The organism is Pseudomonas sp. X10 (assembly GCF_054889225.1).
In genome coordinates, this window is record NZ_CM142677.1 from 502,652 (window position 1) to 524,591 (window position 21,940).

The 21,940-nt window shown below is 62.2% G+C and carries 17 protein-coding genes and 1 tRNA gene; 3 read left to right on the plus strand and 15 right to left on the minus strand.

The window, feature by feature from the left end; genetic code table 11:
- Window positions 1-161 precede the first annotated feature (161 nt).
- On the plus strand, window positions 162-320 hold the full coding sequence (locus ACYU03_RS02325; protein WP_003084988.1) for a YqaE/Pmp3 family membrane protein: 159 nt from the start codon (window positions 162-164) through the stop codon (window positions 318-320).
- Window positions 321-373: 53 nt separating this feature from the next.
- On the opposite strand, the gene ACYU03_RS02330 is transcribed toward ACYU03_RS02325, so the two are convergent.
- The 10 genes from ACYU03_RS02330 to ACYU03_RS02375 all read right to left on the minus strand — a co-directional run bounded on the left by ACYU03_RS02330 (window position 374) and on the right by ACYU03_RS02375 (window position 11,080).
- Complete coding sequence (locus ACYU03_RS02330) at window positions 374-2,221, minus strand: S9 family peptidase (protein WP_461887938.1); 1,848 nt, start codon at window positions 2,219-2,221, stop codon at window positions 374-376.
- Entirely contained in the window at window positions 2,187-3,347 is a 1,161-nt protein-coding gene (gene pqqE, locus ACYU03_RS02335) for a pyrroloquinoline quinone biosynthesis protein PqqE (protein ID WP_461887939.1), read from the minus strand. Before pqqE ends, ACYU03_RS02330 begins: the two co-directional genes overlap by 35 nt.
- A complete protein-coding gene (gene pqqD / locus ACYU03_RS02340; RefSeq protein ID WP_461887940.1) occupies window positions 3,319-3,594 on the minus strand; it encodes a pyrroloquinoline quinone biosynthesis peptide chaperone PqqD in 276 nt (91 codons plus the stop codon). Before pqqD ends, pqqE begins: the two co-directional genes overlap by 29 nt.
- Complete coding sequence (pqqC, locus tag ACYU03_RS02345; protein WP_461887941.1) at window positions 3,591-4,346, minus strand: pyrroloquinoline-quinone synthase PqqC; 756 nt, start codon at window positions 4,344-4,346, stop codon at window positions 3,591-3,593. The genes pqqD and pqqC overlap by 4 nt, the downstream gene beginning before the upstream one ends.
- A gap of 8 nt (window positions 4,347-4,354) precedes the next feature.
- Complete coding sequence (pqqB, locus tag ACYU03_RS02350; RefSeq protein WP_461887942.1) at window positions 4,355-5,266, minus strand: pyrroloquinoline quinone biosynthesis protein PqqB; 912 nt, start codon at window positions 5,264-5,266, stop codon at window positions 4,355-4,357.
- A gap of 63 nt (window positions 5,267-5,329) precedes the next feature.
- Window positions 5,330-5,401 (minus strand): pyrroloquinoline quinone precursor peptide PqqA, encoded by a 72-nt coding sequence (pqqA, locus tag ACYU03_RS02355; protein WP_008365141.1) that lies wholly within the window; start codon window positions 5,399-5,401, stop codon window positions 5,330-5,332.
- A 169-nt stretch (window positions 5,402-5,570) separates the two neighbouring features.
- Window positions 5,571-7,886 (minus strand): pyrroloquinoline quinone biosynthesis protein PqqF, encoded by a 2,316-nt coding sequence (gene pqqF, locus ACYU03_RS02360; RefSeq protein ID WP_461887943.1) that lies wholly within the window; start codon window positions 7,884-7,886, stop codon window positions 5,571-5,573.
- A gap of 46 nt (window positions 7,887-7,932) precedes the next feature.
- Window positions 7,933-8,724, minus strand: coding sequence for a carbon-nitrogen hydrolase family protein (locus ACYU03_RS02365; protein ID WP_461887944.1), 792 nt, complete (start codon window positions 8,722-8,724; stop codon window positions 7,933-7,935).
- A gap of 15 nt (window positions 8,725-8,739) precedes the next feature.
- Window positions 8,740-10,422, minus strand: coding sequence for a flavin monoamine oxidase family protein (locus tag ACYU03_RS02370; protein ID WP_461887945.1), 1,683 nt, complete (start codon window positions 10,420-10,422; stop codon window positions 8,740-8,742).
- A gap of 196 nt (window positions 10,423-10,618) precedes the next feature.
- Window positions 10,619-11,080 (minus strand): Lrp/AsnC family transcriptional regulator, encoded by a 462-nt coding sequence (locus tag ACYU03_RS02375; protein WP_461887946.1) that lies wholly within the window; start codon window positions 11,078-11,080, stop codon window positions 10,619-10,621.
- Between the two features lie 161 nt (window positions 11,081-11,241).
- Between ACYU03_RS02375 and ACYU03_RS02380 the strand changes: the two genes are divergently transcribed.
- The gene (locus ACYU03_RS02380) at window positions 11,242-11,925 is read left to right on the plus strand and encodes a glycosyltransferase family 25 protein (protein ID WP_461887947.1); all 684 of its coding nucleotides are present in this window, start codon (window positions 11,242-11,244) and stop codon (window positions 11,923-11,925) included.
- Between the two features lie 396 nt (window positions 11,926-12,321).
- Here ACYU03_RS02380 and ACYU03_RS02385 read toward each other — a convergent pair.
- The 5 genes from ACYU03_RS02385 to rpsU form a co-directional block, all read right to left on the minus strand.
- A tRNA-Ile gene (locus ACYU03_RS02385) sits at window positions 12,322-12,398 on the minus strand.
- A gap of 15 nt (window positions 12,399-12,413) precedes the next feature.
- Window positions 12,414-16,157 carry a bifunctional diguanylate cyclase/phosphodiesterase gene (locus ACYU03_RS02390; protein ID WP_461887948.1) on the minus strand — a complete coding sequence of 1,248 codons (3,744 nt, stop codon included), beginning with the start codon at window positions 16,155-16,157 and terminating at the stop codon, window positions 12,414-12,416.
- A 127-nt stretch (window positions 16,158-16,284) separates the two neighbouring features.
- Window positions 16,285-18,135 (minus strand): RNA polymerase sigma factor RpoD, encoded by a 1,851-nt coding sequence (gene rpoD, locus ACYU03_RS02395; RefSeq protein ID WP_461887949.1) that lies wholly within the window; start codon window positions 18,133-18,135, stop codon window positions 16,285-16,287.
- A gap of 67 nt (window positions 18,136-18,202) precedes the next feature.
- A complete protein-coding gene (dnaG, locus tag ACYU03_RS02400; RefSeq protein ID WP_461887950.1) occupies window positions 18,203-20,188 on the minus strand; it encodes a DNA primase in 1,986 nt (661 codons plus the stop codon).
- Window positions 20,189-20,481: 293 nt separating this feature from the next.
- A complete protein-coding gene (gene rpsU, locus ACYU03_RS02405) occupies window positions 20,482-20,697 on the minus strand; it encodes a 30S ribosomal protein S21 (protein ID WP_003255575.1) in 216 nt (71 codons plus the stop codon).
- A 204-nt stretch (window positions 20,698-20,901) separates the two neighbouring features.
- Here rpsU and tsaD point away from each other — a divergent pair, with 204 nt between their 5' ends.
- Window positions 20,902-21,927 carry a tRNA (adenosine(37)-N6)-threonylcarbamoyltransferase complex transferase subunit TsaD gene (tsaD, locus tag ACYU03_RS02410; protein WP_461887951.1) on the plus strand — a complete coding sequence of 342 codons (1,026 nt, stop codon included), beginning with the start codon at window positions 20,902-20,904 and terminating at the stop codon, window positions 21,925-21,927.
- Window positions 21,928-21,940 lie beyond the last annotated feature (13 nt).

Genomic DNA, 21,940 nt, shown 5'->3' on the forward strand with positions numbered 1-21,940 from the left:
AACCCGGTACTGACGAATTTCAACGAACCGTCTCGCGCTCCTGCGCATCGCCCTTGGCCTGCAGTACTTTGGCCCGGGGCGTTTTTTTGCCTGCCGTTCGCTGGCGGAACCTCCGGTCCTGGTGTGTAGTCATTGTTACTACTCACACAAGGAGCATTTTCATGGACCTGATCCGCATCCTCATCGCCATTCTCCTGCCCCCGCTGGGTGTCTTCCTCCAGGTCGGCTTCGGCGGTGCCTTCTGGCTGAATATCCTCCTGACGCTGCTGGGGTACATCCCAGGGATCGTGCATGCGGTATACATCATCGCCAAGCGGTGAGTTCAATTCACGTGGTCGAAGCGATACCGGTAGGGGCCAGCTGATACTGGCTCCTACGCAGTCCCTGCATGCCCCAATACCCGACAGTAAAACCGCCATTCCTCTTCCAGCGCATGGGCCAGATTCGCCGCTTTGCGGAACCCATGCCGTTCGCCCGGATAGAAATGCCCTTCGGCCTCGATGCCATTGGCCTGCAGGGCCGCCAGCATGGCGCGGGTCTGCTCTGGCACCACCACCGCGTCCAGCTCACCTTGGAAAAAGATCACCGGCGCCTTGATCTGTGAGGCGTGCAGCAGCGGAGTACGTTGCCGGTAGCGCTCGGCATCCTGCTGCGGATCGCCGATCAACCAGTCCAGATAGTCACCTTCGAATTTGTGCGTGGCCCGCGCCAATGCCACGGGGTCGCTGACTCCATAGAGGCTGGCGCCAGCGCGGAACACATCATGGAAAGCCAGTGCGCAGAGGGTGGTATAGCCACCGGCGCTGCCGCCCCGGATAAAGGCCTTTTCCGGGTCGATCAGGCCTTCGGCAGCCAGATGGGCGACGGCCGCGCAGGCATCTTCGACGTCGACTTCGCCCCAGCGCAGGTGCAGGGCCTGACGATAGGCGCGGCCATAGCCGCTGCTGCCGCGGTAGTTGAGGTCGGCCACGGCGAAGCCGCGCTGGGTCCAGTACTGGATGCGCGGGTCGAGCACCGGGTAACAGGCCGAGGTCGGCCCGCCATGGATGAATACCAACAGCGGTGAAGGAGCCTTGCCCTGCATAGCCGGGTAGAAGAAGCCGTGGGCCATGCCATCGCCGCTGCGGTAGCTGATTGGGTGCGGACGGCTGATGCGTTCGCTCGGCAGGACCAGGCCGCCACCGGCCAAGATGCGCACCTGCCGGCTGTTGCGTTCAATGGCAATAACGGCTGGTGGGCTGACGGCCGAGGCGGCGATCGCATAGAGGTGCGAGTCGTCCATGGCCACGCTGCGGAAGCGGCCGTAATCGTTGGCGAAGCGCTCCAGGCTGCTATCTGCATGGCGCAGGGCAAGTTGTCCGAAGCCATCCTCGAACCAGGTGGCCAGGTAGGATCGCGGCCCTATCGGCTGCCAGGTGCTGGCGCCAAGTTGCCAAGGCGCAGCGGCATGATCGGCGACAGCGGCGGGCAATGCTTGCCAGTGGCCGTCGACCTCTCCCCAGGGCTGCCAGAAGCCTTGGCGATCAGATAGGCAATAGAGCTGGCCCTGGTTATCGAAGCGGGGCTGCTGCAAGGACTCTTCTTGCCCGCTATCGCCGGCGACGCACCGAGTGATACCCCAGCGTCCATCAGCGTCGCGTTCGCGGCACAGCAGGCGTGTCGTGGTCCAGGGCTGGGCTGGGCGATCCCACTCGATCCAGGCCAGGCGCCGGCCATCATCGCTGAGGGTGGGCGAGGCGTAGAAATCGGTACCTTCGGCCAGCACGTCACGGCCCTTCGCGCCGATGGCCACAAGACGATGCTGGACACCCTGGTCGCCATGGTGTTCTTCCACGGCCAGGACCTGCCCGTCATGCCATTGCACATCACCGTAGCGGCATTGGCCCTGGGTCAACGGGCGCGGTGCGCCGCCCTCCAGGTCCTGGGTGTAGAGCTGCTGGTCCGCCTCGTTGACGAACACCAGCCCGTCACCGCCCAAGCAAAAGCTGCCGCCGCCGTACTCGTAGACCCTGCTGCGGACGCTGAAGCCGTCAGGGGTCAGGCAGCGGGCCTGTTCGTCCTGCCAGTGCCAAATACGGCAGGCGCCGTCGGCTGGGCGGAATTCGTTCCAGAAAAGGCCAGTCGCGCCGAGCTTGAGTTCGGCGAAATCGGTGCCGGCCGCTACAGCCAGGGCGGCGCTGAAGTGCTCAGCCTCGGACGATGACACGGGAGTTTCGCTCATTGCGGAAAGTCAGTTGCTCGATGGCGAGTTGGGCGTGCTCCGCCTCTTCGCGGGCCGTGAGAATGATGCCGTGGTCGGCCGACTTAGAGCATACCGGGTCAGCCTTGCTGGCATCGCCGGTGAGCATGAAGGCCTGGCAACGGCAGCCGCCGAAGTCCTTTTCCTTCTCGTCGCAGGAGCGGCAAGGCTCGGGCATCCAGTCATAGCCGCGGAAGCGGTTGAAGCCAAAAGAGTCATACCAGATGTGTTGCAAGCTGTGCTCCCGCACATTGGGGAACTGTACCGGCAACTGGCGCGCGCCGTGACAGGGCAGGGCGGTGCCGTCGGGCGTGACGGTGAGAAATACACTGCCCCAGCCGTTCATGCAGGCCTTAGGACGTTCTTCGTAGTAGTCCGGGGTGACGAAGATCAGCTTGCAGGGGTTGCCGGTGGCCTTGAGTTTGTCCCGGTACTCGTTGGTGATGCGCTCGGCCCGTTCCAGTTGCGAGCGGGTCGGCAGCAGGCCCAGACGGTTGAGGTGCGCCCAGCCGTAGAACTGGCAGGTGGCGAGTTCGACGAAGTCGGCTTCCAGGGCGATGCACAGCTCGATGATACGGTCGATCTTGTCGATGTTGTGCCGGTGGGTGACGAAGTTGAGCACCATCGGATAGCCGTGGGCCTTCACGGCACGGGCCATTTCCAGCTTTTGGGCGAAGGCCTTCTTCGAGCCGGCCAGCAGGTTGTTCACCTGCTCGTCGCTGGCCTGGAAGCTGATCTGGATGTGGTCCAGGCCAGCCTGTTTGAATGCAGCGATCTTTTGCTCGGTCAGGCCGATACCGGAGGTGATGAGGTTGGTGTAGTACCCCAGGCGCCTCCCTTCGCCGATCAGTTCGGCGAGGTCCTGGCGCACCAGCGGCTCGCCACCGGAGAAGCCTAGCTGCGCCGCGCCCATCTCCCGGGCTTCAGCCATCACCCGGAACCACTGCTCGGTGCTCAGTTCCTTGCCCTGGGCGGCGAAGTCCAAAGGGTTGGAGCAGTAGGGGCACTGCAGCGGGCAGCGGTAGGTCAGCTCGGCCAGCAGCCACAGCGGCAAGCCGACTTCGGGCTTGCCTGGCGATTCAGGAGAGGACGATCCAGTGTTCGGCACGGGCCACCTCCATGAACTGCTCGATGTCCTCGGCGACTTCCGGGACATCGGGAAACTGCTGTTCCAGTTCGGCGATGATCGCCGCGACGTCGCGTTGGCCATCGATCAGGCCACCGATCAGCGCGGCGCTCTCGTTGAGCTTGATCATGCCCTCGGGGTACAGCAGGACATGGCCTTTCTGGGCCGGCTCGTACTGGAAGCGGTAGCCGGGGCGCCAGTTGGGAACTTGTTGACGGTCGAAACTCATAGGGTGATCCCCTTGTGCCAGACCCGCTCGCGAGTGACGCTGTGATAGGGCGGGCGGTTCAGTTCGTAGGCCATGCTCATGGCGTCGAGCATGCTCCAGAGGATATCCAGCTTGAACTGCAGGATCTCCAGCATGCGCTCCTGGCCTTCGCGCGTGGTGTAGTGCTGCAGTGTGATGGCCAGGCCGTGCTCGACGTCGCGTCGGGCCTGACCCAGGCGCGTGCGGAAGTACTCGTAGCCCGCCGGGTCGATCCAGGGGTAGTGCTGGGGCCAGCTGTCCAGGCGCGACTGGTGGATTTGCGGGGCGAACAGCTCGGTCAGCGAGCTACTGGCCGCTTCCTGCCAACTGGCGCGGCGGGCGAAGTTGACGTAGGCGTCCACGGCGAAACGCACACCGGGCAGTACCAGCTCCTGGGAGCGCAGTTGGTCCGGGTCCAGGCCCACCGCTTGGCCAAGGCGCAGCCAGGCCTCGATGCCACCGTCTTCACCGGGCGCGCCGTCGTGGTCGAGCAGGCGCTGGATCCACTCGCGGCGTACTTCGCGGTCCGGGCAGTTGGCCAGGATCGCCGCATCCTTCATCGGGATGTTCACCTGATAGTAGAAACGGTTGGCCACCCAGCCCTGGATCTGCTCGCGGGTGGCGCGGCCTTCGTACATCGCCACGTGATAGGGGTGATGGATGTGATAGTAGGCGCCCTTGGCGCGCAAGGCCTGCTCGAACTCGGCAGGGGACATCGGGGTGGCGTCGCTCATCGGGGCTCCTACAGCTCGATACTCATGCCATCGTAGGCGACTTCCACGCCCCGGCGGCTCACCTCGGCCCGTTCGGCTGAGTCTTCATCGAGAATCGGGTTGGTGTTGTTGATGTGGATCAGCACCTTGCGTTGCTGTGGGAAGCCCTCTAGGACTTCAAGCATGCCGCCCGGGCCGTTCTGTGCCAGGTGGCCCATCTCGCGGCCGGTGCGGGTGCCGACGCCACGCCGTTGCATTTCATCATCCTCCCACAGCGTGCCGTCGACCAGCAGGCAATCGGCATCGTGCATCTTCTGCAGCAGTTTTTCATCGACTTGCCCCAGGCCTGGGGCATAGAAGAGTTTGCCGCCTGTACGCAGGTCTTCCACCATCAGCCCGAGGTTGTCACCTGGGTGCGGGTCGAAGCGGTGGGGCGAGTAGGGTGGGGCTGCGCTGCGTAGCGGGAATGGGCTGAACCGGAGGTTCGGGCAGGCCTCGATGACGAAACTGCCTTCGAGCTCGATGCGGTTCCATGCCAGCCCACCGTTCCAGTGGCTGAGCATGTTGAACAGCGGGAAGCCAGTGGTCAGGTCTTGGTGGACCATGTCGGTGCACCAGACCTGGTGCGGGCAGCCTTCACGCAGGCTGAGCAGGCCGGTGGTGTGGTCTATCTGGCTGTCGAGCAGGATGATCGCATTGATCCCGGTATCGCGCAGGGCGCGGGCCGGCTGCATGGGGGCGAAGCCTTGCAGTTGCGCACGGATGTCCGGCGAAGCATTGCACAGGATCCAGTGTTCGCCGTCATCGGACAGGGCGATCGATGATTGGGTGCGCGCGCTGGCCCGCAGGCTGCCGTCACGAAAGCCTTTGCAGTTGACGCAGTTGCAGTTCCACTGAGGGAAACCGCCGCCGGCGGCGGAGCCGAGAATCTGGACGTACATGGCCACTCCGTATCCAAAAATGAAAACGCCCCGGCGGACCGAGGCGTTGTACCGCAAGCAGACTCAGCGGCTTGCGAAATACATGGTCACTTCAAAGCCGATACGCAGGTCAGTGTATGCAGGTTTGGTCCACATGGGATTACTCCTTCAGGATAGGTCTGGGGGTTGTCAGCTACTTATTTAGTGCTCCCTTGCGGTGAAGGGTTCCACTGGCTGAGATTGCGCTATCTTACAAGAAAATTTTGTACCGAAAGGTTAAAAGTTCACAAAGTGTCGTTACAGACGCAGTAATAATCATCCTTGATCATTGCCAACTCGCGTCTGGTGGCGGGCCGTTGGCCAGGCACAGCCAGCCCCATTCGGCATTCAGCAGATGCTGGAGCAGGTCATCCAGATCAGTTTGTCCTGTAGCCAGAATAGCCCTTTGAAGGTCAGCCAGATCCTCTGCCTGTGTAGCCAGTTGTGTCTGCCATGCCCATTCCGCAACCTGGGCATTGTCCATCGCGGCTTCATCGAATTGCGCTGCCAGCGCCTGTCGGACCGATGGTTCGAGTTTGACGCTTGCCTGCAGCAGAGTCTGCAGGTGAGCGAGGATTTCACCATGGGTGGCGCTGGGTGATTGCACGCCGAACAGCAAGCCACTGCGACCTTCTATCTGACGGAAGGCACTGAAGACTGCGTAGCCCAACTGCAACTCGACCCGCAGGCGTTGATAAAACGGCCCCTGCAGCAACTGCGCGAGCAGACGGCCGCTGCCTTGGGCCGAGGCCGGCAACGGGCAGAACAACAACAGCGCCTGTTCGCTGCCTGGCACCGTGGCTTGCTGCCAGCGGCGGCCTGGTAGCAGCGATGGGGTGGGGGATGAAGCGGGTTGTCCGGGCAAGGCCTGTAGCACACTGCCCAAGGCGTGTAGTTCGGCTTCGCTGAAGCCGACCACCAGGCCCTGCCATGTGGCGTGCTGCCAGAGGGCATCCAGCAGGTCCTGGTCCAGCGTGCAGGCCGGTTGCGGCTCGGGATCGACAGCGAGGATCGCGTCTGGCAGTTGCTTGAGCAGGGCGCGTATCGGGATCAAGACCGGCTCATGGGACGGCAGAAGCGGCCAGTTTTCTAGTGGAGGCGTGCGTAGCAGGGCAAGCGCTTGCTCGCTGACACGAATCACCGCCGCCGGCAGACCTGTACATCGCAATTGCCAGGCATCGCCGCTTGCGCTGAAGTGCAGTTGCACAGACGCGCGTTCGGCACGCTCCATCAAGGGCTGCATGGTCCGTTCGAGGATCGCCTGGAAGCGCTGGCGCAGGGGGGAGTTGATCTGCCAGCGCAAGTACAGCGCACCGCACTGTCGCGTGGCCGGAAGGCTGCCGTTACGCTTGAGTCCCGCCGGTAAGGGGGCATGCCCCTTGCCGGGCAGCACGGCCATGAGCAGCGGGTCTGCTGGAGGCAGTTGCCATTGGCCACTGTCACTGGCCGGCAGGCTGTCAATCAACGCGCGGAGGGCCTTGAGGCCTTGTTCATCGAGTGCTTGGAAGGGGTGGCCACTGCTGTCCCGCCTTGCCAGCACCAGGGCGCTTGCCGCCTGTTCTCGGCAATGCTGCAAGCGGGCGAATTCTGCGTTCAGGTATTCGGCATCGGTTTGGCGCATGAAGCCCAGCCAACCATGCAGCAGATCGCGAACTTCCTCTCGCGACGCGCTGGCGTTCAGTTGCAGTTGCACATGCCAGAGCGCCTGCCCGGCAAAGGCGTACAGCACCTGGGTGCTGAAGTCCTGCAGCCAGCCGCGTTGGCGCAGTTCGCCCAGCCAGCCGCCGGGGCGGCTGTCGGAAAGCCAGGCGATCAGCAGTTCAAGGGCCTGTTCGGCACCCGCCGGTAGGGCCTGGTGGGCAAACAGCAGGTCCAACTGAGGCGCATGCTTCGGGAGGCGCTGTGGTACGTTCAGCAAGGCCGGTGGTGCTTCCTGTTCAACCTTGCTTCCTGTAGCGAAGAGGCTGCCGTACTGCCGGCCCAGCCCCTCCAGCTCGTCCAGCGGCTGTGGCCCGCACAGGCTCAGGGTCATCTGTGCGGCCTGGTAGAAGCGACGGTGAAAACCATGCAGCGCTCGTTGGAACCCCGGGTTTTGGACAGCGAGACTATAGCGATTGCCGGCATGGAAGCCGCTCAACGGATGCCGGGGCGATACCGCCTGGAGCAGGGCGAACTGCCGTTGCGCCTCGGGGTTGCGTGACCAGGCGATGAATTCGGCATGGATCACCTCGCGCTCGCGGCGCTGTCGTTCAAGATCCAGGTCTGGTTCGGCGAGCATCTGGCACAAGCGCTCCAGTCCTCCGGCCAGCCCAGCGGGCGGCACCTCGAAGAAGAAGTCGGTGGTGCGTTCGCGGGTGCTGGCATTGACCTGCCCGCCGAGGCCTTGCACGTAGCGCATCAGACCGTCTTCCAACGGGAAGCGAGCGGTGCCGAGAAAAAACAGGTGCTCAAGAAAGTGCGCCAAGCCAGGCCAGGCCGTTGGGGCATCATGACTGCCAGCACTGACCCGCAGTGCGGCGGCGCCGCGCTTCAGGCGCGGGGCATGGCGCAGGACAAGCTGCAGTCCATTGTCCAGAGTCAGGTGTCGAAGGGCGTCAGGCATGGAGGCTCCGGCAAGGCGAAGCCCCATGTTAGGTGCTGTTGACGTTTCATTCCAGGCCGTGGAGCTCGCGGCGTAGGTCCTCGAGGTAAGGGAAGGCCTGGCGTCCCTGCAGCACGCGGTCGCGCTCCAGATCGGCCAGCAGTTGGCACTCGTCGCGACCGGCCATGGCCAGCAGGCTGCCGTCGGGGCCGATGATGCTGCTCTGTCCGCAGTACTGGATGTCTTTCTCGGCGCCACAGTAGTTGGCATAGACCAGGTAGCACTGGTTTTCTTGGGCACGCGCACGCACCGTCACCTGGCAGATGAAGTCGTAGGGCGTCATGTTCGCCGTCGGCACCAGGATCAGTTCGGCACCGGCCAGGGCCAAGCGTCGGGCGTTCTCCGGGAACTCGATGTCGTAGCAGATCAGCAGGCCCAGCTTCCAGCCGTCCAACTCGACCACCGGGAAATGATCCGCACCAGGGTTGAACATGGCCCGGTCCAGGTCGCCGAACAGGTGAGTCTTGCGGTAGTTACACAGGCTGCTGCCGTGGGCATCGATCAGTTGCACGCTGTTGTAGACCAGGCCGTCGTCGGCACGCTCCGGGTAGCCATAGACGATGGCGATACGGTTGGCCTGGGCGATCTCGACCACGGTGATTGCCGACGGGCCATCATCGGCCTCGGCCAGACGCTCCACGGCCTCGCTGCCAATGTTGTAGCCGGTCAGGTACATCTCCGGGCAGACCAGCACTTGGGCGCCGCGGGCCGCGGCCACCTGCGCCTGCTGCTGCAGGCGTTCGAGATTGCCGGGCACGTCCAGTGGGCGGGGCGCGCCTTGGAACAGGGCGATGCGCATGGCGGCTCTCCTTCTTCAGTCAGCCAGGGCGATCGGGCCGATCTCGTCGAACAGATCGCCGGGGCCGGGGTTGTCCGGGTGGGTACTTCCACCGAAGTGGTTCATGATACCCCACACTGCATTCAGCGACGTCTGCACCGCGCCCTCGACCCAGGCCGGCGTCCATGACACGTCGTCGCCGGCGATGAAGATGCCGCGCTGTTCGGCTGGCATGTCTTGTTGCATGAAGTGCGCGTACATGCGCTGGTTGTAGCGGTAGTGGCCCGGTAGCGCACCCTTGAAGGCGCCGAGGAAGTAAGGGTCGGCCTCCCAGGAGACGGTGATCGGATCACCGATGATGTGCCCGGCGATATCCAGTTTTGGGTAGATCTTCTTCAGTGCATCGAGCGACAGTTTCACGCGCTTTTCCACCGGGTGCGGGAGCATCTTCAGGGCGTCGCTCATCCATGAGTAGGACAGGCAGATCACGCCCGGTTTTTCGTCGCCATTGTCGAACAGGTAGGTGCCACGGGTCAGGCGGTCGGTGAGGGTCATGCTCATTAGGTCGCGGCCTGTTTCCGGGTCCTTGTCCTTCCAGAAGGGGCGGTCGACCATGACGAAGGTTTTCGACGACTGCATGTAGCGGGTACGGTCCAGGGCCATCCACATCTTGTGAGAGAACAGCGATTCCTCGCATTCGATCTGGGTGGTCAGCAGCCAGCTTTGGCAGGTGGTCAGCACCGCCGCGTAATGACGGGTGTCGCCCCAGTTGTCGGTGACCGCCAGACGGCCGTCGGCGGCGCGGGCAATGCTCTTCACACCAGGCCGCGGCGCGCCGTTGTGCAGCGAGCTCAGGCTGGTGCCTGCGGGCCAGTGGGCGCAGCGTTCCGGCACATGGCGCCAGATGCCTTGCGGCACCTGCTCGACACCCCCCACCACCAGGTGCTGGTGGTCGTCGCAGTTGGTCATCACTACGCGAAAGATTTCCAGCATCGAGTTAGGGAAATCCGAGTCCCAGCCACCGGTGCCGAAGCCCACCTGGCCGAACACTTCGCGGTGCTGGAAGCTCAGCTTGGCGAAGGCCTTGGACGTGGCAACGAAATCATAGAAAGTGCGGTCGTCCCACAGCGGTACCAGGGTGTTCCACAGCTCTTTGAGGCGGGGTACATCGCGTTCGCGGATGGCCTGCTGAATCTCGCCGAAGCGCGCTCCATCCTCCAGGGCATCGGCCCAGGCATCGGCCACTTCGCGGAACAGTGTCGGCAGGTCGGTGAGCTTCTCGGCGTAGTGAGTTTGGCCCTCCAAGTCGATGACCGTGCTGCCCGAGGCGGGGGTCAGCGGGTTGGGGAAGGGCTTGGTCTCCAGTCCCAGCTTGTCCACATAGTGGTAGAAGGCCGTGGACGACACTGGAAAACGCATGCCGCCCAGCTCGGCGACGATACCGTCGGTACCATTGAAGGCCTGCGAACGCAGGCGCCCGCCTAGCTTCGACGCCTCGTAGACGACTGGCTTGAGGCCCAGCTTCATCAACTCATAGGCCGCGACCAGCCCGGCGATCCCGGCTCCGACGATCGCCACTTCCTCACCATGCCGCTCTGCGGGAATGCTGCCCAGGCCGGCAGGGTGCTCCAGCCAGTCGTCGAATGCGAAGGGGAAGTCCGGGCCGAAGATGGTGATGGGTTTCTTGCCGTCAGCAGGGTGGCGATTGTTCTTGTTCATGAGTTGACCTTGGCCAGAGGGCTGCGCAGGGAGCGGAGCCTGAGTATAGGAAATGCCTGGCGGTCATTTTAGGGAGCTGGGGTTACGTAAATAAGATGCAGAGTGTCGTCGTTATGTGCTTTTTTTCGTCGAAATGGATGCTGTATATGGCGGTCTGACGAGTGTTCCTTAGAAATTCCTGCGGACCTGCTTGTATTCAGAGCGGCTGTCCGCGATCCACCTTGCTGCTGAGGATGATCGAGGTGGTGGTCTTCTCCACACCTTCGAGGCTGCCGATCTGGTCCAGCAATTGGTCCAGTTGCTCCGGCGAGTCACTGCGTAGCCAAGCCACGTAGTCGAATTCACCACTGACCGCGCAGAGCTGCTGCACCTGGCCCATGGCACTCAGGCGACGCACCACATCCCTGCCCGAACGAGGCTGCACCTTGATCCCTACATAGGCCTGCAGGCCACCATCGACCAGGCGTTGGCCCAGGCGCACGCCATAGCCGGTGATGACTTTGCCCTTCTCCAGCCGCGCCAGGCGCGATGTCACCGTAGTGCGGGCAATACCCAGCTGGCGGGCGAGGGTGGCGACGCTTTCACGGGCATTGATCTGCAACAGGGCGATCAGTTGGCGGTCGATTTCGTCGAGGGCGATGGGGCGGGAGTCCGGCATGGTGAGTCTCTGCAATGGGGCGGTTAGCCTAGTCACTCATGACGGGCAGGTGCAAGGTACGTCGACCTGTCGAATGATGGCACATTTTATATGGCTAATGGCCATTAGCCACCTTATGATTCAAGGTTCTTTAGATAACCTCAGCAGAAAGGTGGCAGGTATTGGTCAAGGACAAGGATCTGAGCAGGCTGGCAGTAGACGGTGTGTTCTGTATCAGCCTCAAGGAGCGTACGGATCGTCGTGAATTGCTGCTTCGCGAATTCGCAGGCTGCGGGTTGAGTATCGAGTTCATAGTAGTGGAGCGTGACAGCGATAACCCCGAGCGCGGTTGCTTCGACTCTCATTTGAAATGCGCAAAACTGGCGTTGGAACGAAATTACCAGCGGGTCCTGATCCTGGAAGACGATGCGACCTTGTTGACATTCGAGGCGCAACAGGTGCGGCAGATGAACAGGTTTCTTGCCCGCCGTGATCCCGAACTGTTCTACCTGGGGGCTAACCTAGGGAAGGTTTGGCTTACCTGGTCCCGAGGGATCGCCAGGGTGCGCGCCAAGGGGACGCATGCCTATATGCTCAACCAGAACGGGTGCCGGCAATTGTTGGGGCATGCCCCCTATTCCGGCATTGCGATAGATAAGATTTTTTCCAAATACTTCAAGGCGTACATGGCATTTCCGATGCTGAGCCAGCAACAGCCCGAAGAGGTCGTTGCAAGCGATGTGCTGGCGGCCAGGTCAACGGATGGGACTTTTCCGGATGCTGCCTATTGGCGTGAGAACTGGCGCAAACAGTATTCCCAAGCATTCAGGAACCTGGGCAAGACGATATTGTTACGGGACCTGTGAGCCATCTGGATAACCTGGAAATGTACTTAAGCGTCTCCTGATGATCCGCTCAGAGGGCAGGATTGTGCTTGGCTAAGTCCTTGTCTATATGGGCCTTATATCCCCGTAGGTTCCTCACCCTTCTGTAGGAGTTGAGCATCCTGGGCGCGTTGCTCATGGCCACTGACGATGCAGTCATAGATCAGTTGCGCAAGGTCTTCGAAGTGGGGGGCTCGCCCCAGACTTCAGCACCGAACAGCACCAGCCTCAGTCGTTTACCACCCCTTGCGACACGTGCGCGGGGGGCGATAAGGCGACCGGGGCCTGACCGTGGAGCCTTGCCAAACTCTGGTGCTGAGCAGCCGAAGGTCACGATGAAGGTGAACGCAAAAGCCGCGCAGTGCGCGGCTTTGAAGGTGGTGGGCCCACACGGACTCGAACCGTGGACCAAAGGATTATGAGTCCTCTGCTCTAACCAACTGAGCTATAGGCCCCAGAGGTGGGCCGGATTATAACGAGGGTTTCGATGTGGTGCTATCCGAAAGATCGGAAAGTGCTATGCGAAGGAACGTCGCGGCGAATTCTTCTGGGGGGAGAGGGAGGCTGACGATGTAGCCTTGGATCTGTTCGCAGCCTTCGGCGGCGAGGAAGCGCTGCTGCGCCTGGTTTTCCACGCCTTCGGCGATGATGGTCAGTTGCATGCTGCGACCGAGGGCGATGATGGCGCGGGTGATGGCGGCATCGTGGGGGTCGTCGGGCAGGCCGCGGATGAAGGACTGGTCGATCTTCAGGATGTCCAGCGGCAGGCGCTTGAGGTAGCTCAGTGACGAGTAGCCGGTGCCGAAGTCGTCGATGGCCAGTTGCACGCCCAACTGTTTGAGCTGGTGAAGGATGGCCAGGGCTTCTTCTGCCTGGCTCATGATGAAGTTTTCGGTGATCTCTAGTTGCAGGTCGCCAGCCTTGAGTTGGTTGGCCTTGAGCAACTGTTCGATTCGCTTGGCCAGGTTGGGTTGGCGCAGTTGGGCGCCGGCGAGGTTGATCGACAGCGGGCCGAAGGCCTGGTAGGTCTTTTTCCAGTTGTGCATTTGCCGGCAGGCTTGCTCTAGCACCCAGTCACCCAGTTGCAGAATGGTGCCATTCTCTTCGGCCAGGTGAATGAAGTGTTCCGGCGGCACTTCGCCGAAGCTCGGGTGGGTCCAGCGAATCAGGGCTTCGGCGCCGACCAGGCTTTGGCTCTTGAGGCTGAACTTGGGCTGGTAGCACAGGCTCAGTTCATTGCGTTCGATGGCGCGGCGCAGTTCGTGCTCCAGGGCGATACGCTCGCTGGCCTGGGCGGTGAGGTCGAGGGTATAAGCTTCGACACGGTTGCGCCCCTTGGCCTTGGAGCGGTACATGGCTGCATCGGCATTTCGGATCAAGGTGGCAACGTCGCTGCCATCCTGGGGGTAGAGGCTGATGCCGATGCTGGCGCTGGTGAAGAACTCGTGTTCTCCGGCCTGGAAAGGGGCGTGGAAGCCTGCCAGCAGCTTGTTGGCGATGGCGCTGGCATCACTGGGTTTGTGCAGACCGGGCAAGAGAATGATGAATTCGTCACCGCCCAGGCGTGCGACAGTATCGACGTCACGCACCTGCTCCTTGAGGCGCTGGGCGATGCCTTTGAGCAGCAGGTCGCCGACCGGGTGGCCAAGGCTGTCGTTGATGTGCTTGAAACGGTCCAGGTCGAGGAACAGCACCGCACCTCGCCGGTTGGAGACCTGGGGGCAGGTCAATGCAGCTTGCAAGCGGTTTTCGAACAAGGTGCGGTTGGGCAGCCCCGTGAGCGGGTCGTGGTGGGCCTGGTAGTCGAGTTTGGCCTGGGCGTGCTTGAGGCTGGAGATATCGGCAAAAACGGCGACAAAATGGGTGATTTCGCGATCGTTGTTGCGCACAGCGCTGATGGTCAGCCAGCCGGGATAGAGCTCACCGTCCTTGCGCCGGTTGTATATTTCACCCTGCCAATGACCTTCTGCCGTCAGTTGGTGCCACATGGCGGCATAGAAGGCGCTGTCGTGCTGGCCGGAGGCAAGCAGGCGCGGTGTTTGGCCGAGGGCTTCGATATCGCTGTAGCCGGTGATCTCGCTGAAGGCGCGGTTGACTGCGGTGATGCGTTGTTCGGTGTCGGTGATCAATACACCTTCTGCCGTGTTCTCGAACACGGTGGCAGCTAACTGCAGTTTCTCCTGCATCAGGTGGCGCTCGGTGATGTCCCGGGCGATGGTCAGCATGCAATCGACCCCGGCAATCGGCAGTGGTCGCGCCGACAGCTCACACAGGCGGATCTGCCCGTCGCTGCGGCGGATATGGCAACTGAAGTCACGAACGAATCCGTCGCGCTTGAGCAGTTCGACCAGGCGCCTGCGCTCGTTGAGATCGACCCAGATGCCCAGGTCCAGAGAGGTCTGGTCGATGGCCGGATGGATGTCGTAGCCGGTCAGGCGGCAGAAGCCCTCGTTGACCTCGATCAGCAAGCCATCGCTCTGGCGCGACAACAGCAGACCATCGGGAGAGGCATGGAAGGCTTTGGCGAACTTTTCCTCGGAGATTTGCAACTGTTCTTGGGTTTCCTTGAGCTGGCTGATGTCACGCACGGCCACCACCAATGCCGGCGTGCTGTCGAGCTCGAAGGTTTCGGCCGAGGTCAGGCCGGTGAACAGCTGGCCGTTGCTGCGACGGAAGGTCATCTCCAGGTTGCGGATACCGCCGCCTTGCAGGCGCTCCAGCAAGGCGGGGTCAGTACCAGCGGTATCCCACAGGTTCAGCTCGGTGGCGGTACGGCCGAGCACTTCGGAGGGGCTCAGACCTATCTGCTCTTCGAACGCTTCGTTGACTTCCAGCAGGCAACCGTCGCTGTGTCGGGCGATCATGAGGATATCCGGGCACTGCTGGAACACTGAGGCGAACTTCTGCTCCGACAGGCGCAGGGCGTCTTCAGTGCGCTTGGTTTCGCTGATGTCGATCATCAGGCCACGCATCAGCGGCTTGTGCCCATGCTCGATCATGCTGACGATGTTGTGCACCCAGAGGCTGTGGCCGTCAGCGCGGATTACCCGGTAGTCGAGGCTGTGGTCGCGACCGGCGGCGGTTTCGCTGTCGCAGTAGGCTTGGGCCCAAAGGGCGTCCTCGGGGTGCAGGATGCTGCGCCAGAAGCCAGGCTTGAGCCACTCGTCCAGCGGGTAGCCGAGCAGGTCCTCGGCGTGGGGGGAAACGTAGCTGTAAGTGTAATCGTTGGCATCAGCTTCCCAAGCGATGGCGGAGAGGCTTTCCACCAGGCCGCGGTAGTGGTACTCGCTGCTGCGAAGTTCCTGTTCCAGGGCGATGCGCCGTGAGATTTCCGAACTCAGGCGGCGGTTGATTCGGATCACCACTGCGAGCACCGCTATCAGCAGCAGGACTGCCGGCAGCCCATAGATCAGCAGGTCATGCCAGAAGGTGCGCTGATCCAGGACCTTGCCTACCCAGCGCTCCTGGATGTCGCTGATTTCACTGGGTGTCATGTCGGCCATGACCTTGTCGAGGATGCCCACCAGTATTTTCTGCTCACGTGGCGCGGCCATGGCGAGTTGATAGCGATACGGCGTTTCTCCGCTGACATAGAGCCCGTCGAGCTTGAGCTGGCGCAGGCTCCAGATGCTTGAGGCAAGGTCGCCGACCACCGCGTCGACTTCGTCGATGGCCAGTGCCTGCAGTGTCGAGCTGACATTGGGCAGAGCGACTAGATTGAGGTCCGGGTGATGGGTGCGCAGCAGCTCATGGGGGGCGTAGTTTTCCACCACGGCGATCTTCAGGCCATAAAGGTCCTTGAGGGTGCGGGGTTGTGGGCCGCCCTCGTGGGCCAGGATGACGATGGGGAAATCCAGGTAGGGGCGGGTGAAGGCCAGGTAGCCCTGGCGCTCTGGCGTCGACATGATGCCGGGTAGCAGGTGTAGCTGGTTCTGTCGGGCCTGCTCCAAGACCTGCGTCCAGTTGCTGGGTTCGACCGGCTCGAAAACCACCCCCAGGCGGCTCTGGATCAAGGCGATGTAATCGGCGGCCAGTCCCTGGTAACGACCTTCCTGGTCACGGTACTCGAAGGGGGGCCAAGACGCGTCAATGCCCAGACGCAGCTGTGGATGGTCGCTGAGCCAGGCTTTTTCTTCATCGGTCAGGGTCAGGGCGCCGGCGGTTGTGTTCCAGGCGATCAGGAGCAGCAACAGAAGGGCCGGCATCTGCGGCATAGCGGCCTCTCGAACAAGTGGATTGATTCGAGTGTAGACGGGCATTTTGCACGGCGGGCGTGGTGGCGGCTTGAAAGCAGACTTTTTGTCACATAAGAAAAACCCCGGCCTGGGCCGGGGTTCGTCATCACTCGTCGAGGAACGATCGCAGGTGTTCGCTGCGCGTCGGGTGGCGTAGCTTGCGCAATGCCTTGGCTTCAATCTGACGGATCCGCTCGCGGGTCACGTCGAACTGCTTGCCCACCTCTTCGAGGGTGTGGTCGGTGTTCATGTCGATACCGAACCGCATGCGCAGCACCTTGGCTTCGCGTGCGGTCAGCCCGGAGAGCACGTCACGGGTGGCTTCCTTGAGGCTTTCGACCGTCGCCACGTCGATAGGCGACTGCATGGTCGAGTCCTCGATGAAGTCGCCCAGATGCGAGTCTTCGTCGTCACCGATCGGCGTTTCCATGGAGATCGGCTCCTTGGCGATCTTCAATACCTTGCGGATCTTGTCCTCAGGCATTTCCATGCGTTCACCGAGCTCTTCCGGGGTCGGTTCACGACCCATTTCCTGCAGCATCTGCCGAGAAATGCGGTTGAGCTTGTTGATCGTCTCGATCATGTGCACCGGGATACGGATGGTGCGTGCCTGGTCGGCGATCGAGCGGGTGATCGCCTGGCGGATCCACCAGGTGGCGTAGGTCGAGAACTTGTAGCCGCGCCGGTATTCGAACTTGTCCACCGCCTTCATCAGGCCGATGTTGCCTTCCTGGATCAGGTCGAGGAACTGCAGGCCGCGGTTGGTGTATTTCTTGGCGATGGAGATCACCAGACGCAGGTTGGCCTCGACCATTTCCTTTTTCGCGCGGCGGGCCTTGGCCTCGCCGATCGACATGCGACGGTTGATTTCCTTGATCTCGGCGACGGTCAGGCCGGTCTCGGCCTCCAGGTCGACCAGCTTCTGCTGGCAGGCGACGATGGCCGCGTCCTTTTCACCCAAGGCTGCCGCCCATTTGGTGCTGCGTTTGGACAGGTCACCGCTCCAGGTCTGGTCGACTTCGTTGCCTGGAAACAGGCGCAGGAAGTCGGCGCGTGGCATGCGGGCGTCACGTACGCACAACTGCATGATCGCACGTTCCTGGGCACGCAGACGCTCCAGAGCACCGCGTACGCGATCGACGAGGACCTCGAATTGCTTCGGCACCAGCTTGATCGGCATGAACAGCTCGGCCAGGGTCAGCAGCTCGGCAATGGTTTGCTCGTTGCTGCGGCCGTGCTTCTTCAGCGCCTTCTTGGCGACTTCCAGCTGATCGGAAACCGCGCCGAAACGTTGGCGGGCGATTTCCGGATCCGGGCCGCTATCACCTTCGTCGTCGTCGCTGTCGTCGCCATCTTCGTCTTCGTCCTCCTCCTCATCGGCCTTGGCAGCTGCGGCCTTGGGGTCGATCGGCGGCGGTACTTCGGCCGGCGGGGCGATGCCGTCGTCCGGGTCGATATAGCCGCTCAGCACGTCGGACAGGCGACCACCTTCGGTGGTGACGCGGTCGTATTCACTGAGGATGTAGTCGACAGTGCCGGGGAAGTGGGCGATGGCGCCCATCACTTCACGGATGCCTTCCTCGATGCGCTTGGCGATTTCGATCTCGCCTTCGCGGGTCAGCAGCTCGACAGTACCCATTTCGCGCATGTACATGCGCACCGGGTCGGTCGTGCGGCCAATATCGGTTTCCACAGCCGCCAACGCTGCTGCGGCTTCTTCGGCTGCGGCTTCGTCGGTATCGGCTTCGGCCAACAAAAGGGCATCCGCATCCGGAGCACTCTCGAATACGTTGATCCCCATGTCGTTGATCATGCGGATGATGTCTTCCACCTGCTCTGGATCTGAAATATCCTCAGGCAGGTGGTCGTTGACCTCCGCGTAAGTCAGGTAGCCCTGCTCACGGCCGCGGGTGATCAACTCTTTGATGCGAGACTGCTGTTGCGCTTTTCCGGACATAACACCCTATCCACTGAAGGTCTTGGCGGGCAAAAAACAAGCCGAGGATTATACCCGAGCATGGACCTCACGCGCCAGTTGAGGTCGGGGTTTGTGCGGGAACATTACGGCTTAGCAATTCACGCAGCTGATTTTTTTCCTCTGCGCTCAACTCACTTTGACGTGCTTTCCTGAGCAGATGTTCCAGGCTGCGCTCGCGTTGGCGAGCGGACAAGCTAGTTATAGTGTCGAAAAACTGTTGTTCAAGGTTGTCGGCATCGATCAACCATTCCTTTTCCGCCAATGCACGCAGGAGGCGACCTTGTTCGGTGCCGTGCCAGCGTGCGATGAGCTGTAGAGAGCGTAGCTCAGGATTCTTCTGCAGGGCTTCGAGCAGGGCCACCAGCAACTGGGCGTAGACGTGCTCTTCGGCTGCGAGATGGCTGGCATCCTCGACCTTGCGGGCCAGTTGCGGATGGTGCAGCAGGGTGCGCAGGGCGCTCAGCGTCGGTGGTTCGACCGGTGCCGGCACACGGGGTGGCGCCTCCTGGCGCTGGCCGTCGCGATGCCAGGGCTTGCCGCCTTTCTTGTCCCAAGGCTTGCCTTCCCACTGCTTCTTGCCGCCCCCTTTGTTGGGTGTCCACTCGCGCTGTTGTGGCTGGGCATGCCCATAGTCGGCGGGTTGCTGGTCGCCATAGTCGGGCGTGTAGCTGGCCATGGCGTCGTAATCGATGCCTGGGTCGTAGTCCGGCACGCTTTCGGTCGGCGTGCTGTGGGCCAGCTGTTCCATCTGCTGGGGATCCAGGCCCGTGATTTCCTTGAGGCGGTTGCGCATCAGCGCACGCAAGTTCGCGCCGGGGACCTTTTCGATCAACGGTGCGGCCAGCGTGGCCATGTGCGCCTTGCCTTCGAGCGAGCGCGGATCGGCCTCGTTGCCCAATTGCTCGAAGAAGTAGTCGGCCAATGGCTGCGCATGTTGGTTGATACGCGCACGGAAAGCGTCAGTGCCCTCGGCGCGGACCAGGCTGTCCGGGTCTTCGCCTTCGGGCAGGAACAGGAAGCGCGCCTTGCGTCCGTCCTGCAGGCTAGACAGGGTGGCTTCGAGGGCGCGCCAGGCGGCCTTGCGTCCAGCCTGGTCGCCGTCGAAGCAGAACAGCACGCTGGGCACCACGCGGAACAGGCGTTTCAGGTGTTCCTCGCTGGTGGCTGTGCCCAGGGTTGCCACGGCATTACGCAGGCCTTGCTGGGCCAGGGCGATGACATCCATGTAGCCCTCGACCACGATGATCTCGTCGAGGTTGCGGTTGAACTTGCGAGCCTCGTATAGCCCGTACAGCTCCTGCCCCTTGTGGAACACCGGGGTTTCCGGGGAGTTCAGGTACTTGGGCTTGTCGTCACCCAGTACCCTGCCGCCGAAGGCGATGACCCGACCGCGGCTGTCGCGGATGGGGAACATGACCCGGTCGCGGAAGCGGTCGTAGCGTTTGCCGGTCTCGGCGTTTTCGATCAGCAGGCCGGCGTCGATCATGGCCTTTTGCTGCAATGTATCGCTGCTCAGGTGCTTGAACAGGTTGTCCCAGCCCGGTGGCGCGAAACCCAGGCCGAAGTCGCGGGCGACCTCCCCGGACAACCCGCGCCCCTTGAGATACTCCACCGCGGCCTTGCGGGTTGGGTGGTTGCGCAGGGCCTGGCGGTAGAACTCGGCTGCTGCTTCCAGCAGTGGGTAAAGTGGCGAGTCGGTCGGTTGGCGGGGCTTTTGCCCGCGTCGGCCTTCCTCTCGCGGCACCTCCATGCCTGCGGCCTTGGCCAGTTCCTCGACGGCCTGGGGGAAGTCCAGGTTGTCGTGGTCCATGATGAAGCCAAGGGCGTTGCCGCCTGCGCCACAGCCGAAGCAGTAGTAGAACTGTTTGTCGGGGCTGACGCTGAAGGAGGGGGTCTTCTCCTTGTGGAAGGGGCAGCAGGCTGTGAGGTTCTTGCCGGCCCTTTTCAGCTGGACGCGCGAACTCACCACGTCGACGATGTCGGTGCGGTTGAGAAGGTCGTCGATGAAGCTTTGGGGAATCAGCCCGGCCATGGCATTCTCGTCATAAGCAAAAGCCAAGTCTAATCGCTAATGCTGCGGGTTCGAGCCTTGTCGAGTGGCGTCACACAGAATGCGTAAGGGAGCGTGCTCGTCGCTAGCCACAGGGGCTCGTCAGACAGGACGTGCACAGCTGGCAGTGATGCCAGTTCTGACGTGTTCAGGCAGGTTGCTCGCATGTTGGGGCATGGAGCGCCTCCGACACAAGGTCAAAGGTCTGGAGCGGCTGCTGCCGGCAGCCCGGCTTGAGGCCGGGCGGGCAGAAGCTTTGCGATGAACGCCTGTAATTAGTACAGACGAACGGCGCGGCGCTGTTCGCGCTGGACTTTCTTGGCGTGACGCTTGACAGCAGCAGCGGCCTTGCGCTTACGCTCGGCAGTCGGCTTCTCGTAAAACTCGCGGCTACGAACTTCAGCCAGTACACCGGCTTTTTCGCAGGAGCGCTTGAAACGACGCAGAGCTACGTCGAAGGGTTCGTTCTCTTTAACTTTGACGGCTGGCATCCAGGGCTACCTTCATTCATTACCGGGGTAGACGTAACTCCTACAAAACAAAGGTGTGCTGGAGAACGTCGGTTTTTAAGGGTTGCGGATGTTAACCCTTAGCCAGCCGGAATGCAAAGCCTCTGATCGAAAACCGCTGGTCGGCATCGGGTACGGCGACTATCATGCGCGGCTTCGAATTCAGCCTCCACAAGGCACGGACCCATGCTAGTACTGGGATTGGAAACATCCTGCGACGAAACTGGCGTCGCATTATATGACAGCGAGCGCGGCCTGCTGGCCGATGCCCTGTTCAGCCAGATTGACCTGCACCGTGTCTACGGTGGGGTTGTGCCCGAGTTGGCCTCCCGTGATCACGTCAAGCGCATGTTGCCGCTGATCCGCCAGGTGCTGGCCGAGGCCGACTGTGTTGCCACCGAGATCGATGCCATTGCCTATACCGCTGGGCCGGGGCTGGTCGGCGCGCTGCTGGTCGGCGCGTCCTGCGCTCAGGCCTTGGCGTTTGCCTGGGGCATTCCGGCCCTGGGTGTCCATCATATGGAAGGGCACCTGTTGGCACCGATGCTGGAAGAGCAGCCACCGGAGTTCCCGTTCGTCGCTTTGCTGGTGTCCGGCGGCCATACCCAGCTGGTGCGGGTGGATGGCATTGGCCAGTACCAGTTGCTCGGAGAGAGCCTGGATGATGCCGCTGGCGAAGCATTCGACAAGACCGCCAAGCTGATCGGCCTGAATTACCCCGGTGGCCCCGAGATCGCCCGGTTGGCCGAGCGGGGCGTGCCGGGGCGCTTCGTGTTCCCGCGTCCGATGACCGATCGCCCGGGCCTGGAGTTCAGCTTCAGCGGCCTCAAGACCTTCGCCCTGAACACCTGGCAGCAATGCCGCGATGCTGGGGACGACAGCGAGCAGACCCGTTGCGACCTGTCGCTGGCGTTCCAGCAGGCGGTGGTGGACACTCTGACCATCAAGTGCAAGCGGGCGCTGAAGCAGACCGGCCTCAAGCGTCTGGTCATTGCTGGTGGTGTCAGTGCCAACAAGGCCCTGCGTGCTTCCCTGGAAACAATGCTGGCGAGCATCAAGGGCAATGTGTATTACGCGCGGCCGCAGTTCTGCACCGATAACGGTGCGATGATCGCCTATGCCGGCTGCCAGCGATTGTTGGCCGGCCAGCGCCAGGGCTTGGCGATCAGCGTGCAGGCCCGCTGGCCCATGGAGCAGTTGCCGGCCCTGTGAAGATGAGCGGGGT

Excerpts from the sequence above, each read along its gene's own strand:
- pqqD (WP_461887940.1), bottom strand. The coding sequence starts at position 3,594 with ATGAGTTTCGACCGTCAACAAGTTCCCAACTGGCGCCCCGGCTACCGC.
- dnaG (WP_461887950.1), bottom strand. The coding sequence starts at position 20,188 with ATGGCCGGGCTGATTCCCCAAAGCTTCATCGACGACCTTCTCAACCGC.
- rpsU (WP_003255575.1), bottom strand. The coding sequence starts at position 20,697 with ATGCCAGCCGTCAAAGTTAAAGAGAACGAACCCTTCGACGTAGCTCTG.
- ACYU03_RS02325 (WP_003084988.1), top strand. The coding sequence starts at position 162 with ATGGACCTGATCCGCATCCTCATCGCCATTCTCCTGCCCCCGCTGGGT.
- ACYU03_RS02330 (WP_461887938.1), bottom strand. The coding sequence starts at position 2,221 with ATGAGCGAAACTCCCGTGTCATCGTCCGAGGCTGAGCACTTCAGCGCC.
- ACYU03_RS02375 (WP_461887946.1), bottom strand. The coding sequence starts at position 11,080 with ATGCCGGACTCCCGCCCCATCGCCCTCGACGAAATCGACCGCCAACTG.
- pqqF (WP_461887943.1), bottom strand. The coding sequence starts at position 7,886 with ATGCCTGACGCCCTTCGACACCTGACTCTGGACAATGGACTGCAGCTT.
- tsaD (WP_461887951.1), top strand. The coding sequence starts at position 20,902 with ATGCTAGTACTGGGATTGGAAACATCCTGCGACGAAACTGGCGTCGCA.
- pqqC (WP_461887941.1), bottom strand. The coding sequence starts at position 4,346 with ATGAGCGACGCCACCCCGATGTCCCCTGCCGAGTTCGAGCAGGCCTTG.
- ACYU03_RS02390 (WP_461887948.1), bottom strand. The coding sequence starts at position 16,157 with ATGCCGCAGATGCCGGCCCTTCTGTTGCTGCTCCTGATCGCCTGGAAC.
- pqqB (WP_461887942.1), bottom strand. The coding sequence starts at position 5,266 with ATGTACGTCCAGATTCTCGGCTCCGCCGCCGGCGGCGGTTTCCCTCAG.
- rpoD (WP_461887949.1), bottom strand. The coding sequence starts at position 18,135 with ATGTCCGGAAAAGCGCAACAGCAGTCTCGCATCAAAGAGTTGATCACC.
- ACYU03_RS02365 (WP_461887944.1), bottom strand. The coding sequence starts at position 8,724 with ATGCGCATCGCCCTGTTCCAAGGCGCGCCCCGCCCACTGGACGTGCCC.
- ACYU03_RS02370 (WP_461887945.1), bottom strand. The coding sequence starts at position 10,422 with ATGAACAAGAACAATCGCCACCCTGCTGACGGCAAGAAACCCATCACC.